The organism is Streptomyces sp. NPDC058001 (assembly GCF_042886315.1).
Taxonomy (GTDB): domain Bacteria; phylum Actinomycetota; class Actinomycetes; order Streptomycetales; family Streptomycetaceae; genus Streptomyces.
Genome location: NZ_JBHVQT010000017.1, coordinates 26,455 through 41,797 on the forward strand (window position 1 = coordinate 26,455; position 15,343 = coordinate 41,797).

Consider the following 15,343-nt stretch of genomic DNA (forward strand, 5'->3'; position numbering starts at 1 on the left):
GAGAAGGCCGGCCGCCACTCCACGGGAGAAGGCAACCGGCCTGCGCTGGACCGACCAGTGTACGACGTGTGCGGGTGAACGCGCGTTGAACGCCACCCGATGAGGTCTCCCCCAAGCCCTCTGGGTGCTCCGGGCGCTCGGGGCCCGGGAGAGACCTCGTCGGCGCCTCTGCGGGCGCCGCAGTGCGGCGTCGGCGTACGGCGACGCCCACGCGTGCGGTGACGTCTCAGCGGGCGTTGAAGTACTTCGCCTCGGGGTGGTGGATCACGATGGCGTCCGTGGACTGCTCCGGGTGCAGCTGGAACTCCTCCGAGAGCACCACGCCGATCCGCTCCGGCTCCAGCAGCCGCGCGATCTTCGCCCGGTCGGCCAGCTCGGGGCACGCTCCGTAACCGAGCGAGAACCGGGCGCCACGGTACTTCAGGGCGAACATGTCCTCGATCTCGGCGGGGTCCTCGCCCGCGAAGCCCAGCTCGGAGCGGACCCGCGCGTGCCAGTACTCGGCGAGGGCCTCGGCGAGCTGTACGGACAGTCCGTGCAGCTCCAGGTAGTCGCGGTAGGAGTTGGCCTCGAACAGCTCGGCGGTGGCCTCGCCGATCCTCGATCCGACGGTGACGACCTGGAGCCCCACGACGTCGATCTCGCCGGACTCCTCCGGGCGGAAGAAGTCGGCCAGGCAGAGTCGGCGGCCCCGGCGCTGGCGCGGGAAGGTGAAGCGGGTGCGCTCGTTGCCCTGGTCGTCCAGGAGGATCAGGTCGTCGCCCTTGGAGACGCACGGGAAGTAGCCGTAGACGACGGCGGCCTCCAGGAGGTTCTCCGTCTGGAGCTTGTCCAGCCAGCCCCGCAGCCGGGGCCGGCCCTCGGTCTCGACCAGTTCCTCGTACGTGGGTCCGTCACCGGCGCGGCTCTGCTTGAGGCCCCACTGCCCCTTGAACAGGGCGCCCTCGTCCAGCCAGGACGCGTACTCCTTGAGCTGGATGCCCTTGATCACGCGGGTGCCGAGGAACGGCGGGGTCGGCAGCGGGTTGTCCAGGGCGACGTCGGAGCGGACGGCGCCCTCTTCGGGGCGCTCCTCGACGGCGGTGGCCGCGGGCCGTACCCGGCGCTGCCTCAGCTCGGGCAGGACGGCGCCCGGCACGCCCCGCTTGACGGCGATGAGGGCGTCCATGAGGCGCAGTCCCTCGAAGGCGTCACGGGCGTAGCGGACCTCGCCCTGGTAGATCTCGTGCAGGTCCTGTTCGACGTAGGCCCTGGTCAGGGCGGCGCCGCCGAGGATGACCGGATAGTCGGCGGAGAGCCCGCGCTGGTTCAGCTCCTCCAGGTTCTCCTTCATGATCACCGTGGATTTGACCAGCAGGCCCGACATGCCGATGACGTCGGCGCGGTGCTCCTCGGCGGCCTCCAGGATCGCGGAGACGGGCTGCTTGATGCCCAGGTTGATCACGTTGTAGCCGTTGTTGGACAGGATGATGTCGACAAGGTTCTTGCCGATGTCGTGGACGTCGCCGCGCACGGTGGCGAGCACGATGGTGCCCTTGCCCTCGGAGTCGGACTTCTCCATGTGCGGTTCGAGGTGGGCGACGGCCTTCTTCATGACCTCGGCGGACTGGAGCACGAAGGGCAGCTGCATCTGGCCGGAGCCGAAGAGTTCGCCGACGACCTTCATGCCGTCCAGGAGGGTCTCGTTGACGATGTCCAGGGCGGGGCGTTCGGTGAGGGCGAGGTCGAGGTCGGCTTCGAGGCCGTTCTTCTCGCCGTCGATGATGCGGCGCTTGAGGCGCTCGTCCAGGGGCAGTGCCGCGAGTTCCTCGGCCTTGCCCTCCTTCATCGACTTCATGTTGACGCCCTCGAACAGCTCCATGAGCTTCTGGAGGGGGTCGTAGCCCTCGGCGCGGCGGTCGTAGATCAGGTCGAGCGCGGTCGTGACCTGCTCCTCGTCGAGGCGCGCGATCGGAAGGATCTTGGAGGCGTGGACGATCGCCGAGTCCAGGCCCGCCTTGACGCACTCGTCCAGGAACACGGAGTTGAGGACGACACGGGCGGCCGGGTTGAGGCCGAAGGAGATGTTGGAGAGGCCGAGCGTGGTCTGTACGTCGGGGTGCCGGCGCTTGAGTTCGCGGATCGCCTCGATGGTGGCGATGCCGTCCTTGCGGGACTCCTCCTGACCGGTGCAGATGGTGAAGGTCAGGGTGTCGATGAGGAGGTCGGACTCATGGATGCCCCAGGTGCCGGTGAGGTCGTCGATGAGGCGTTCGGCGATGGCGACCTTGTGTTCGGCGGTGCGGGCCTGGCCCTCCTCGTCGATGGTCAGGGCGATCAGGGCGGCGCCGTGCTCCTTGGCGAGCGCGGTGACCTTGGTGAAGCGGGACTCGGGCCCGTCGCCGTCCTCGTAGTTGACGGAGTTGATGACGGCGCGTCCGCCGAGCTTCTCCAGGCCCGCGCGCAGTACGTCGATCTCGGTGGAGTCCAGGACGATCGGCAGCGTGGAGGCGGTGGCGAAGCGTCCGGCGAGTTCCTCCATGTCGGCGACGCCGTCCCGGCCGACGTAGTCGACGCACAGGTCGAGCATGTGCGCGCCTTCGCGGATCTGGTCGCGGGCCATCTCGACGCAGTCGTCCCAGCGGCCTTCGAGCATGGCCGTACGGAACTTCTTCGAGCCGTTGGCGTTGGTGCGCTCGCCGATCGCGAGGTACGAGGTGTCCTGGCGGAACGGCACCGTCTGGTAGAGCGACGCGGCGCCGGGCTCGGGGCGCGGGGAGCGCTCGGGCGGGGTGATGCCCCGGACCCGCTCCACGACCTGGCGCAGATGCTCGGGCGTCGTACCGCAGCAGCCGCCGACCAGGGACAGGCCGTACTCGCGGACGAAGGTCTCCTGGGCGTCGGCCAGCTCGGGCGCGGTGAGCGGGTAGTGGGCGCCGTCCTTGCCGAGTACGGGGAGACCGGCGTTCGGCATGCACGAAAGGGGGACGCGTGAGTGCCGGGCGAGATAGCGCAGGTGCTCGCTCATCTCGGCGGGTCCGGTGGCGCAGTTCAGTCCGATCATGTCGATGCCGAGCGGTTCCAGGGCGGTCAGGGCCGCGCCGATCTCGGAGCCGAGGAGCATGGTGCCGGTGGTCTCGACGGTGACGGAGCAGATCAGCGGCAGGTCGGTGCCGGTGACGTCGAGGGCGCGGCGGGCGCCGAGGATGGCGGCCTTGGTCTGGAGGAGGTCCTGCGTGGTCTCGACGATGAGCGCGTCGGCGCCGCCCTCGATCATGCCCTCGGCGTTCTGCTGGAAGGCGTCGCGCAGGGCGCCGTACGCGGCGTGGCCAAGGGTGGGGAGCTTGGTGCCGGGGCCCATGGAGCCGAGGACCCAGCGCTGCTGCCCGGTGGCGGCGGTGAACTCGTCGGCGACCTCGCGGGCGATCCGGGCGCCGGCCTCGGAGAGTTCGCGTACGCGGTCGGGAATGTCGTACTCGCCGAGCGCGGAGAGGTTGGCCCCGAACGTGTTGGTCTCGACGCAGTCGACGCCCACCGAGAAGTACGCCTCGTGGACCGAGCGGACGATGTCGGGGCGCGTGACGTTGAGGATCTCGTTGCACCCCTCCAGGTTCTGGAAGTCGTCGAGGCTGGGGTCCTGCGCCTGGAGCATGGTGCCCATCGCGCCGTCGGCCACCACGACGCGGGCGGCGAGCGCGGCGCGCAGGGCGTCGGTCCGGGTCCGGCTCTCGGCCACCGCGGTCGGCGCGCTGGATCCGGCGGCGGCGGACGCGGGACCCGCGGTGGGCACCGTGGACGGGGTGGACGCGGCGGACGCGTTCGAAGGGGTTGGCGACGAGGCCATGAAGAAGCTCCCAGGAGTGCGACGGCTGTCGGCTTTGCGACTTCCGGTGGAAGGCGCACCCCGCCAGAGTAGCCGGGACCGGCGAAACGGGGCGGAAGCGTCCAGGGGACGGGACGGCGGCGGGGCGGGATCCAGGGGCTTCCCCCGGGCGGTAGGAGAGTGAAGCGCCGGGGGGATACTCGGCGTCCGCCGGTTAGCGGAGGGTCGGCAACGACCGATACTGTTCAGCATTGCCGAACGCCCCTGGAGGGCCGCGGTCGGCGCCGTCCGGTGGGGCGGCACCATTCCACGAGGACGGAGGAGGGGGCCACGATGGCACGCAACATCCAGTCGCTGGAACGGGCGGCGGCGATGCTGCGCCTCCTCGCGGGCGGTGAGCGCCGGCTCGGCCTCTCGGACATCGCCACCTCCCTCGACCTCGCGAAAGGCACGGCGCACGGCATCCTGCGCACCCTCCAGGCGGAGGGCTTCGTGGAGCAGGACCCCACGTCGGGCCGCTACCAACTGGGCGCCGAGCTGCTGCGCCTGGGCAACAGCTACCTGGACGTGCACGAGCTACGGGCCCGCGCCCTGGTGTGGACCGACGACCTGGCCAGGTCCAGCGGCGAGAGCGTCTACCTCGGTGTCCTGCATCAGCACGGCGTCCTGATCGTCCACCATGTCTTCCGGCCCGACGACAGCCGCCAGGTCCTGGAGGTGGGGGCCATGCAGCCGCTGCACTGCACGGCGCTCGGCAAGGTGCTCGCCGCGTACGACCCGGTCGCGCACAGCCAGGCCCAGGAGGTCGAGCGGAAGTCGTTCACGGCGCACACCGTGACCGGCCTTGAGGACTTCGAGGGCGTCCTCGACCTGACCCGCGCGCGGGGCTACGCGGCGGACATAGAGGAGACCTGGGAAGGCGTCGCCTCGGTGGCGGCGCCCATTCACGACCGGCGCCGGATGCCGGTCGGCGCGGTGGGGGTCACCGGCGCCGTGGAGCGGGTCTGCAAGGACGACGGCGACCTGCGGCCCGAGCTGATCGCGGCCGTACGGGACTGTGCGCGCGCCGTGTCACGGGACCTGGGCGCCAGCCGCTTCTGAGGACCACGGTCGCCCGACGACACCGCCCCTCCCCTTTACGGCGCCCATCCCTCCGGGCCCAACCCTGCCCGCGTACGGCCGCGTCGGTCGAGCACCGCTCCCGACCACCGATCGCCTTTCCCGATCAATAACGATCGCAATTTCGATAACTGGACCCTTGACGCGCCCGCGATCCCAGAGCAAGACTCCCGTCCATCGGTCGGCATTGTCGAACACCTGACGGCAATACGCGCTAGGGTGTGACAACGCCAAGGACCGGCAACGATCCCTGGACGAAGGACAAAGGAGTCGCGGGTGTCCAGCTCCGACATCTTCATCGGCGAGACCATCGGGACCGCCGTACTCATCCTGCTGGGCGGTGGTGTGTGCGCCGCCGTCACGCTGAAGCGCTCGAAGGCACGCGACGCCGGCTGGCTCGCCATCACCTTCGGATGGGGCTTCGGTGTGCTGACCGCCGCCTATCTCGCCGGCGGTGTGTCCGGCGCCCATCTCAACCCGGCGGTCACGCTCGGTCTCGCCATAGAGGGCGGCACCCCGTGGAGCGACGTACCGCTCTATCTCGCCTCACAGCTGCTCGGCGCCATGATCGGCGCCGTACTCGTCTGGCTGACGTACTACGGCCAGTTCCAGGCCCATCTCACCGACCGCGAGATCGTCGGCGGTCCCGGCGCGCAGGACACCCTGGCACCCGTCGCCCAGAAGTCCGCGCGGAGCGGCCCCGGTCCCGTCCTCGGCGTCTTCTCGACCGCGCCGGAGATCCGCAACGCCGTCCAGAACCTCACCACCGAGATCATCGCGACCGTCGTCCTGGTCCTCGCGATCCTCACCCAGGGCCTCAACGACCAGGGCAACGGCCTCGGCGTACTCGGCGCCCTGGTCACCGCGCTGGTCGTCGTCGGTATCGGCCTCTCGCTCGGCGGCCCCACCGGGTACGCCATCAACCCGGTGCGCGACCTCGGACCGCGGATTGTGCATGCGCTTCTGCCGCTTCCGAACAAGGGTGGTTCCGACTGGGCCTACGCATGGGTCCCGGTGGCGGGTCCGCTGATTGGCGGCGCCGTCGCGGGCGGTATCTACAACATCGCCTTCAAGTAGAAGTAGGCCGCCCCGTTCCGACCCGGACGACACCCGAGAAATCAGGAGCACACCGTGACCGACGCACCCCACGCGACCCCCTCCACCGAGGCGGGCAGTCACTCGCATGGCGCAGGCCCCTTCATCGCGGCGATCGACCAGGGCACCACGTCCAGCCGCTGTATCGTCTTCGACCGCGACGGCCGCATCGTCGCCGTCGACCAGAAGGAGCACGAGCAGATCTTCCCCAGGCCGGGCTGGGTCGAGCACAACGCCACCGAGATCTGGACGAATGTGCAGGCCGTCGTCGCCGGGGCCATCGCCAAGGCGGGCATCACCCGCGACGACATCAAGGCGATCGGCATCACCAACCAGCGTGAGACCACGCTGCTCTGGGACAAGAACACCGGCCTTCCGGTGCACAACGCCATCGTCTGGCAGGACACCCGTACGGGCGCGCTCGTCCGGGAACTGGGCCGCAACGTCGGCCAGGACCGCTTCCGCCGGGAGACCGGTCTGCCGCTGTCCACCTACTTCGCCGGGCCCAAGGCCCGCTGGCTGCTGGACAACGTCGAGGGCCTCAAGGAGCGCGCGGAGTCCGGGGACATCCTCTTCGGCACCATGGACACCTGGGTCATCTGGAACCTGACCGGCGGCGTGAACGGCGGCCACCACGTCACCGACGTCACCAACGCGTCCCGCACCATGCTGATGAACCTCCACACCATGGCCTGGGACCCGAAGATCGCCTCCTCCCTCGGCGTACCGATGGAAATGCTCCCGGAGATCCGCTCGTCGTCCGAGGTGTACGGCGAGGTAACCGGCGGCCCGCTCGGCGAGCTACTCGGCGGAGTCCCGGTCGCGTCGGCGCTCGGCGACCAGCAGGCCGCCCTGTTCGGCCAGACCTGCTTCAGCGAGGGGGAGGCCAAGTCCACCTACGGCACCGGCACGTTCATGCTGATGAACACCGGCGGCAAGCCCATCAACTCGTACTCGGGCCTGCTGACCACCGTCGGCTACCGCATCGGCGACCAGCCGCCCGTCTACGCGCTCGAAGGGTCCATCGCCATCACCGGCGCCCTTGTGCAGTGGATGCGCGACCAGATGGGCCTGATCAACTCCGCCGCCGAGATCGAGACTCTCGCGTCGTCGGTCGAGGACAACGGCGGGGCGTACTTCGTCCCGGCGTTCTCCGGGCTGTTCGCGCCCTATTGGCGCTCCGACGCCCGCGGTGTGATCGCCGGTCTCACCCGGTACGTCACCAAGGCGCACATCGCGCGCGCCGTCCTGGAGGCCACCGCGTGGCAGACCCGGGAGATCGCCGACGCGATGACGAAGGACTCCGGCGTCGAGCTGACCACGCTGAAGGTCGACGGCGGCATGACGTCCAACAACCTGCTGATGCAGACCCTCGCGGACTTCCTGGACGCGCCGGTGGTGCGTCCCCTGGTCGCCGAGACGACCTGCCTCGGCGCGGCCTACGCGGCAGGTCTTGCCGTCGGCTTCTGGCCGGACACCGACACGCTGCGGGCCAACTGGCGCCGGGCCGCCGAGTGGACCCCGCAGATGGACGCGGACAAGCGGGAGCGCGAGTACAAGGACTGGCTCAAGGCCGTACAGCGGACCATGGGCTGGCTCGAAGAAGACGAGAGCTGAGGACGCGGCCGGGATTCGGCCGCTGTCCGCTGACGAGGAGCACCACGCGATGACCACCCTGCCCACCCGCCAGAGCGGCCCCGCCTACCCGGCGCTCGGGCTGCACCCGTCCGCCGGCTCCCACCCGAGCCGGGCCGAGACCCGGGAACAGCTGTCCAGGGCGACCTACGACCTCCTGGTGATCGGTGGCGGCATCCTGGGCATCTCCACGGCCTGGCACGCCGCCCAGTCGGGTCTGCGGGTGGCCCTGGTGGACGCCGGTGACTTCGCCGGCGCCACCTCGTCGGCCTCGTCGAAGCTGCTGCACGGCGGTCTGCGGTACTTGCAGACCGGTGCCGTGAAACTCGTCGCCGAGAACCACTTCGAACGCCGTGCGGTGTCCACACAGGTGGCACCGCACCTGGCGAACCCGCTCACGTTCTACCTGCCCGTGTACAAGGGCGGACCGCACGGCGCCGCGAAGCTCGGGGCGGGCGTCTTCGCGTACTCGGCGCTCTCCGCGTTCGGTGACGGCGTCGGCCATCTGCTGTCGCCCGCGCGGGCCCGGCAGGACGTGCCGGAACTGCGCACCGAGAACCTGAGGGCCGTCGCCGTGTACGGCGACGGCCAGATGAACGACTCCCGGATGGCCCTGATGACGGTCCGCGCGGCGGTCGACGCGGGCGCGACCGTCCTCAACCACGCCGAGGTCACCGGGCTGCGCTTCACCCGGGGCCGGGTCACGGGCGCCGACCTCAAGGACCGTGGGGACGGTACGGAGTTCGGGATATCCGCGCGACTCGTGCTGAACGCGACCGGACCGTGGGTCGACCACCTGCGCCGGATGGAGGACCCGGCCGCGGCGCCGTCGATCCGGCTGTCCAAGGGGGCGCATCTGGTGCTGCGGCGGACCTCGCCGTGGAAGGCGGCGCTGGCGACCCCGATCGACAAGTACCGCATCACCTTCGCCCTCCCCTGGGAGGACATGCTGCTGCTCGGCACCACCGACGAGGAATTCGACGGCGACCCGTCCGAAGTGTCCGTGACCGAGCGGGACACCGCGCAGATCCTCGACGAGGCCGCCCACTCGGTCCGCGACCAGCAACTCGCCCGGGACCTCGTCACGTACTCCTTCGCGGGTCTTCGGGTGCTGCCCGGCAGGCCAGGCGACACCTCGAAGGCCAAGCGCGAGACCGTCGTCAGCGAGGGCCGGGGCGGGATGCTGTCCGTGGCCGGCGGCAAGTGGACGACGTTCCGGCACATCGGCCGTACGGTCATGAACAAGCTGGCCGCCCTGCCGGGGCACCCGCTCGGCGACGACATGGAGCCCATGTCGCGGCTGCCCAGGCGGCTGCCGCTGCCCGGAATCGCCAACCCGCACGCGGTCGCCCACCGGCTCCTCGTGGACGGCGGAACACCCGGCCCGCGGATGGCGGCCGACACCGCGAAGCACCTGGCCACGCACTACGGTTCGCTCGCCTTCGACATCGCGCGCCTCGCCAACGAGAACCCGGCGCTCGGTGAACGCGTCCACGCCGACGCCCCCGAGATCTGGGCCCAGGTCGTCTACGCCCGCGACCACGAGTGGGCCGCCACCGAGGACGACGTCCTGCGCCGCCGCACCACGCTGACGATCCGCGGCCTGGACACCGCCGAGATACGCGCGAAGGTACGGGACGTGCTCGACGGCTGACCCTGGGGACTCGGGACGCCCGACCCTGGAACGGGCAGCGCGTCACGCGTGAGAATCCCGTGAGAAGAGGGACCCCGTATCCAACGGGCTCGGTACGCGTCATAATCGTCCGATACATCGGATGAATGGCGAGGCGAGGTCCCCATGGCTGTCACCGACGAGGCCATCGAGAAGATCAAGGGCATGATCGTCTCCGGCGCGCTCCGGCCCGGCGACCGGCTCCCCAAGGAGAGTGAGCTGGCGGCCGAGCTGGGCCTGTCCCGCAACTCCCTGCGGGAGGCGGTGCGCGCGCTGTCCCTGATCCGCATCCTGGACGTACGACAGGGTGACGGTACGTATGTCACGAGCCTCGATCCGCAACTCCTGCTTGAGGCGCTGAGTTTCGTCGTCGACTTCCACCGCGACGACACGGTCCTGGAGTTCCTGGCCGTGCGCCGCATCCTGGAGCCGGCCGCGACGGCGATGGCGAGTACCCGGATCGGTGAGGCCGAGATCGACGCGCTGGCCGCGCAGTTGGACGCGCTCGGTGCCGCGCCGTCGGTCGAGGAACTGGTGGCGTGCGACCTGGAGTTCCACCGGGGCATCGTGCAGTCGTCCGGCAACTCGGTCCTCTGCTCGCTCCTGGACGGCCTGTCGGGGCCGACGACGCGGGCCCGGGTCTGGCGGGGTCTCACCCAGGAGGACGCGGTCAGCCGGACCCTTCACGAGCACCGCGCGATCCTGACCGCGCTGCGGGACCGGGACGCCGAGGCCGCGCGGTCCTGGGCGACCGTGCACATCGCCAGCGTCGAACAGTGGCTGCGCTCCACCCTCTGACCGCCACCCCCTGAACACCGCACGCCACCCCCTGACCGGCGTCCCCCGAGGTCAGGCCGACCCGTCCCCGGTACAGCTCGGATAACTGTTCGGGGTGTTCCGGGCGCTCCACCGGGGCAGAGTCCGGTCATTCCCCCAGCGAGGGGGCTGCGGCGCGACCCCGCGGGAGTCGTAAGGTTGGGGCGTACGTGAGGGCAGATCAGAAGGAGGCACTGGGTGATCGAGCTGGAGGGGGTTCCCGAGCTGATCGACCCGGTCATGGTGGCCGCGTTCGAGGGCTGGAACGATGCCGGGGACGCCGCCTCCACTGCCGTCGCGCATCTCGACAGGGAGTGGAAGGGCGAGGTCTTCGCCGCACTGGACGCCGAGGACTACTACGACTTCCAGGTCAACCGCCCGACGGTCTGGCTGGACAACGGTGTCCGGAAGATCACCTGGCCCACGACCCGGCTCTCGGTGGTCCGGGTCGGCGGTGAGAAGCCGCGCGACCTGGTGCTGGTCCGCGGGATCGAACCGTCGATGCGCTGGCGCTCGTTCTGCAACGAACTGCTGGGTTTCGCGCACGAACTGGGCGTGGAGCTGGTGGTCGTCCTGGGCGCGCTGCTCGGTGACACCCCGCACACCCGTCCGGTCCCGGTCAGCGGGGTCACATCCGATCCGGACCTGGCCCGCAGCATGGACCTGGAGGAGACCAAGTACGAGGGTCCGACGGGCATCGTCGGCATCCTCCAGGAGGCGTGCACGCACGCGGGTGTCCCGGCCGTGTCCCTGTGGGCGGCCGTCCCGCACTATGTGTCGCAGCCGCCGAACCCGAAGGCGACGCTGGCGCTCCTCAACCGTCTGGAAGACCTCATCGACCTGCGGATTCCGCTCGGTGAGCTGCCGGAGGACGCACGGGCCTGGCAGGTGGGCGTGGATCAGCTCGCGGCCGAGGACAGCGAGGTCGCCGAGTACGTCCAGTCGCTGGAGGAGGCCCGGGACACCGCCGAACTGCCGGAGGCGTCGGGCGAGGCCATCGCGCGTGAGTTCGAGCGGTATCTGCGGCGCAGGGACGGTGGTCCGGCCGGTCCCGGCGGTCCCGGGCTGGCCACTGACGGGGGCGACACCGCGTATCTGCGGGACAACCCGGGCGGTCAGGCCAGGCCCGCGAAGCCGTCCCGTCCGGAGACGGAGACCGACGACGGGGGCCCGGCCAAGGCGAGCGGCGAGGACGCCGAAGCCGACACCGACGGGAAGCCGGACGACGACTCAGACGACTGAGGCGACCGGGCGGGCGATCGGGGTCAGACCCGGGCCACCGCCACCGCGTCGTAATCCGTCGTGGGGCCCGGCGGGGTGCCGAAGCGGGCGTTCGGCAGATAGAGCCGGTCGCCCCAGGACGCCACGGTCGTCGGGATCCGGAACCGCGGGTCGGTGATACGGGTGAGCGGGGTGCCCCGGGTGCCGGAGGCATTCATACGGAACACGTCGATCGCGTTCTGCCGCTGCTGCACGCAGTACAGGGTGCGGCCGAGCAGCAGGAGCCCGTCGCCGTTGGGCAGCGTGGACCCGCCGAGGTCGACGGCGCGGGCCGCTCCGGTGCGCGGGTCGACGCGCATCAGGCCGCCGCCGCCCACGAATTGGTTGACCACGAGCAGCGCGCCGCCGTCCGGGGTGCGGGCGATGCCGTTGGCCGTGAAGTCGGGGCCCTGTGCCCAGTCGCCGGTGAGCGGCACGGTCCGTACGGTGCCGGGTGTGCCGTGCCGGTCGAGGGAGAGCCGGTAGAGCTGGGGCGCGAACGAGTCCGTGAACCAGGCGGCGCCGGGGGTGAGCACCACGTCGTTGACGAAGGTGCCGTCGGAGCCGACGGTCCAGATGTCCTCGATGCGTCCGGTGCGGCGGTCGACGGTGCGTAATTCGCGGCTGGCCCCGCCGGACAGGAACAGCCGGGAGTGGCCGTCGGACTTGAGCCCGATCACCGGGTGCGCGGGGCCGAGCCCTTCACTGACGAGACTGCCGGTGCCGGTGGCGAGGGCGACGCGGTACACGTCGCCGCTCGCGATCGATCCGAAGTAGGCGTACGGGCCGGGGCCGATGGTGATGCCCTCGGGCTGGAAGCCGTCGGGGAGCGGGAATTGGCGGGGCCAGGCGCCCTCACCGGAACCGGCCGCGCGGGCGGGTGACGCGAGAGGGCCGGCGAGGCCCAGTCCGACGACCGTGGCGGCCGAGGCGCCGAGCAGGTCGCGTCGTGCGAAGGAACGGGTCATGGTGCGTCCTTCCACCGAGGCCGGCGATCCGCCGGCCGGAGGGTCAACAGACGCTCCTACCTCACCACATGACCCGTTCCCCCGCAGTGTGTGCATGGCGAACTCCCGTACGCCTGAAGACGCCTGACGCCATGTCAGGCTGATCAGCCGCCAGGGACCGGCCCTAGAGCGCGACTCCGAGCAGTGCGTCGACAGTGCGCGAGACCACGCCGGGTGCCCCCTCGTCGGTGCCGCCCCGCTCCTCCTGGAGCGCGGCCCAGCGGTCGACGGCGGCGAGTGCGGCCGGGGCGTCGAGATCGTGCGCGAGGGCGGTGCGTACCTCCTCGACCAGCGGCTCGGCGTCGGGGCCGTCCGGGCGGGAGACGGCGGCACGCCAGCGTCCGAGGCGCGCGACCGCGTCGTCCAGCACGGTGTCCGTCCACTCCCAGTCGGACCGGTAGTGGTGCGCGAGCAGCGCGAGCCGGATGGCCGCCGGGTCGACACCGGCGCGGCGCAGCGCCGACACGAAGACGAGGTTGCCCTTGGACTTGGACATCTTCTCGCCGTCCAGAGCGACCATGCCGGCATGGACGTACGCCTTGGCCATCGGGAACTCGCCGGTCAGCACCTGGGCGTGCGAGGCGCCCATCTCGTGGTGCGGGAAGGCGAGATCGGAGCCGCCGCCCTGCACGTCGAAGCCCATGCCGAGGTGGTCCAGGGCGATGGCGACGCACTCGATGTGCCAGCCGGGCCGGCCGGGGCCGAGCGAGCCGCCGTCCCAACTCGGTTCACCGTCACGGGCGGACATCCACAGCATCGGGTCGAGCGGATTCTTCTTGCCCGTACGGTCCGGGTCCCCGCCGCGCTCGGCGGACAGCAGACGCATCGCGGCGGCGTCCAGGTGGGACACCGAGCCGAAGTGCGGGTCGGCCTCCACGGAGAAGTAGACGTCGCCTTCGAGTTCGTAGGCGGCGCCCGCGTCCCGGAGCCGTTCCACCAGCGGGACGATGCCCGGTATGGCCTCCACGGCACCGATGTAGTGGCGCGGCGGCAGCATCCGTAGCGCCGTCATGTCCTCGCGGAACAGGACGGTCTCACGCTCGGCGAGCGCGACCCAGTCGAGGCCGTCGCGGACGGCGCGCTCCAGGAGCGGGTCGTCGACGTCGGTCACGTTCTGCACGTAGTGAACCTGCCGCTTGGTGTCCAGCCAGACGCGTTGCACGAGGTCGAACGCGTTGTAGGTCGCCGCGTGTCCCATGTGGGTGGCGTCGTAGGGCGTGATGCCACAGACGTAGATACGGGCGACGGGACCGGGGTCGAGGGTGACGAGACCCCCGGTCGCGGTGTCGTGGATCCGGAGGTCGCGGCCCCGTCCGGGCAGGGCGGGAACCTCAGAAGCGGGCCAGGCATACATGTCATGAGCGTAACCGGACGATGCTTCCGGATACGAACCGGACCTGGTCCGAACGCCACGGAACGCTCGCGCTCTGCTGTACGAGCCGTGATGCGCCGTCTTTTGGCTGCCGCGTCGTCGTGGCTGGTCGCGCAGTTCCCCGCGCCCCTTCGGGGCGCGCACTCGACCTATACCGGCGGCCACGGGATCGACGGCCATTCGCCGGACGGTTCGGGGTGTTTCCCTGAGGTGAGGAGGGCGGCCACGCGCGCGAGGGTGGCGTCGACCTCCACCGGGGTGATCAGCTCCGCCAGTCGCAGGGCGAGCGGCGCGCCGGGCTCCAGGGCCGCGCGCAGCGCCTTGAGCGCCGCCACGGCCTCCGGGGTCAGCGACTCCCCCGCCCACCCCCACAGCAGGGTGCGCAGCTTGTTCTCGGCGTTGAAGCTGACGCCGTGGTCGATGCCGTAGAGACGGCCGTCCGCGTCGGGCAGCAGATGGCCGCCTTTGCGGTCCGCGTTGTTGATCACGGCGTCGAAGACGGCGAGCCGGCGCAGCCGCGCGTCGTCGGCGTGCACGAGCAGTGCGGTGCGGCCCTCGCCGACGTCGGCGAAGCCGATGGCCTTCCAGCCGGGTTCGGGTTCCTCACCCTCGACCAGGGCCAGCAGTTCGGTGTCGGGCGACGCTTCGATCCAGCGCTGGCACATGCCCTCGCCGTAGGGTCCGTCGCGCAGCACGGTCGGCGGTACGAGCCCCCAACCGAGCGCTTCGGACACCTCGTACGCGGCGACCTCGCGCTGGGCGAGCGTGCCGTCGGGGAAGTCCCACAGGGGCCGCTCCCCGGCGACCGGCTTGTACACGCACTCGGCCCGCTCGCCGTCGTGGACGACCGCGCAGAACAGGACCGCGTTGGACGCCTCGCGGATGCGTCCGCGTACCGTCAGCTCGCCGCGGGTGAGCAGGTCGGTGGAGGTCACGCTCCGCGGCGGTATCCGTTCTGGCGCGGACATACGTGTCCTTCCGGGTCGAGCGGCAGACTGCACAGGGGGCACGGCGGGCGGCCCGCGTTGACGACGTCCAGGGCGCGTTTGGCGAAGGCCCGCGCCTGGGCGCCGGTGAGCCGGACGCGGAGCATCGGGGGGCCGTTCTCCTCGTCCTGGAGGAGCCGTTCCTCGGCCTCGGCGAGGTCCTCGTCGGACTCGGCGTCCAGTTCGACCAGCGCCTGGGCCTCGACGATCATGCGCTGTTCGTCGCCGTCCCAGGCCAGCGCCATGGTGCCGACGCGGAACTCCTCCTCGACGGGTGTGTCCAGGGGCGCGGTGTCCGCCACCTCGGTCGGCACCACCGCGGGGACCGCCGCGCTGCCGCCGCTGCGCCGGACGACCTCGTCGAGGAGTTCGTCCATCCGCTCGGCCAGCGCGGCCACTTGGGTCTTCTCCAGGGCCACACTCGTCACCCGCGGACCGGAGGAAGCCTGGAGGAAGAACGTACGGCGTCCGGGCAATCCGACCGTACCGGCCACGAACCGCTCCGGAGGGTCGTAGAGGAACACCTGACGGGACACGTCCTGTCTCCCTTGGGAATCGATGGCGGGATCGGCTGCCGGA

11 protein-coding genes are annotated in these 15,343 nt (G+C 70.7%); 6 read left to right on the forward strand and 5 right to left on the reverse strand.

What is annotated here, in order from left to right; all coding sequences use genetic code 11:
* Positions 1 to 226: 226 nt before the first annotated feature.
* Complete coding sequence (metH, locus tag ACFVT5_RS36130) at positions 227 to 3,823, reverse strand: methionine synthase (protein WP_389897070.1); 3,597 nt, start codon at positions 3,821 to 3,823, stop codon at positions 227 to 229.
* Positions 3,824 to 4,135: 312 nt separating this feature from the next.
* On the opposite strand from metH, the gene ACFVT5_RS36135 reads away from it, so the two are divergent.
* The 6 genes from ACFVT5_RS36135 (at position 4,136) to ACFVT5_RS36160 (ending at position 11,381) form a co-directional block, all read left to right on the forward strand.
* Complete coding sequence (locus ACFVT5_RS36135; RefSeq protein ID WP_389897072.1) at positions 4,136 to 4,903, forward strand: IclR family transcriptional regulator; 768 nt, start codon at positions 4,136 to 4,138, stop codon at positions 4,901 to 4,903.
* A 294-nt stretch (positions 4,904 to 5,197) separates the two neighbouring features.
* Positions 5,198 to 5,998, forward strand: coding sequence for an MIP/aquaporin family protein (locus tag ACFVT5_RS36140; RefSeq protein WP_389897074.1), 801 nt, complete (start codon positions 5,198 to 5,200; stop codon positions 5,996 to 5,998).
* Positions 5,999 to 6,052: 54 nt separating this feature from the next.
* Positions 6,053 to 7,633, forward strand: coding sequence for a glycerol kinase GlpK (gene glpK / locus ACFVT5_RS36145; RefSeq protein ID WP_389897076.1), 1,581 nt, complete (start codon positions 6,053 to 6,055; stop codon positions 7,631 to 7,633).
* 49 nt (positions 7,634 to 7,682) lie between these two features.
* Positions 7,683 to 9,305 (forward strand): FAD-dependent oxidoreductase, encoded by a 1,623-nt coding sequence (locus tag ACFVT5_RS36150; protein ID WP_389897078.1) that lies wholly within the window; start codon positions 7,683 to 7,685, stop codon positions 9,303 to 9,305.
* A 144-nt stretch (positions 9,306 to 9,449) separates the two neighbouring features.
* The gene (locus ACFVT5_RS36155; protein ID WP_389897080.1) at positions 9,450 to 10,121 is read left to right on the forward strand and encodes a FadR/GntR family transcriptional regulator; all 672 of its coding nucleotides are present in this window, start codon (positions 9,450 to 9,452) and stop codon (positions 10,119 to 10,121) included.
* A 216-nt stretch (positions 10,122 to 10,337) separates the two neighbouring features.
* Positions 10,338 to 11,381 (forward strand): PAC2 family protein, encoded by a 1,044-nt coding sequence (locus ACFVT5_RS36160; protein ID WP_389897082.1) that lies wholly within the window; start codon positions 10,338 to 10,340, stop codon positions 11,379 to 11,381.
* Positions 11,382 to 11,404: 23 nt separating this feature from the next.
* Here the strand turns inward: ACFVT5_RS36160 and ACFVT5_RS36165 are convergent, their stop codons facing one another.
* From ACFVT5_RS36165 to ACFVT5_RS36180, 4 genes are all read right to left on the reverse strand, one after another.
* A complete protein-coding gene (locus ACFVT5_RS36165; RefSeq protein ID WP_389897084.1) occupies positions 11,405 to 12,367 on the reverse strand; it encodes an SMP-30/gluconolactonase/LRE family protein in 963 nt (320 codons plus the stop codon).
* Positions 12,368 to 12,530: 163 nt separating this feature from the next.
* Complete coding sequence (mshC, locus tag ACFVT5_RS36170; RefSeq protein WP_389897086.1) at positions 12,531 to 13,760, reverse strand: cysteine--1-D-myo-inosityl 2-amino-2-deoxy-alpha-D-glucopyranoside ligase; 1,230 nt, start codon at positions 13,758 to 13,760, stop codon at positions 12,531 to 12,533.
* A 167-nt stretch (positions 13,761 to 13,927) separates the two neighbouring features.
* Positions 13,928 to 14,746 (reverse strand): SCO1664 family protein, encoded by an 819-nt coding sequence (locus ACFVT5_RS36175; protein WP_389897088.1) that lies wholly within the window; start codon positions 14,744 to 14,746, stop codon positions 13,928 to 13,930.
* Entirely contained in the window at positions 14,710 to 15,300 is a 591-nt protein-coding gene (locus ACFVT5_RS36180; RefSeq protein ID WP_389897090.1) for a DUF3090 domain-containing protein, read from the reverse strand. Before ACFVT5_RS36180 ends, ACFVT5_RS36175 begins: the two co-directional genes overlap by 37 nt.
* Positions 15,301 to 15,343 lie beyond the last annotated feature (43 nt).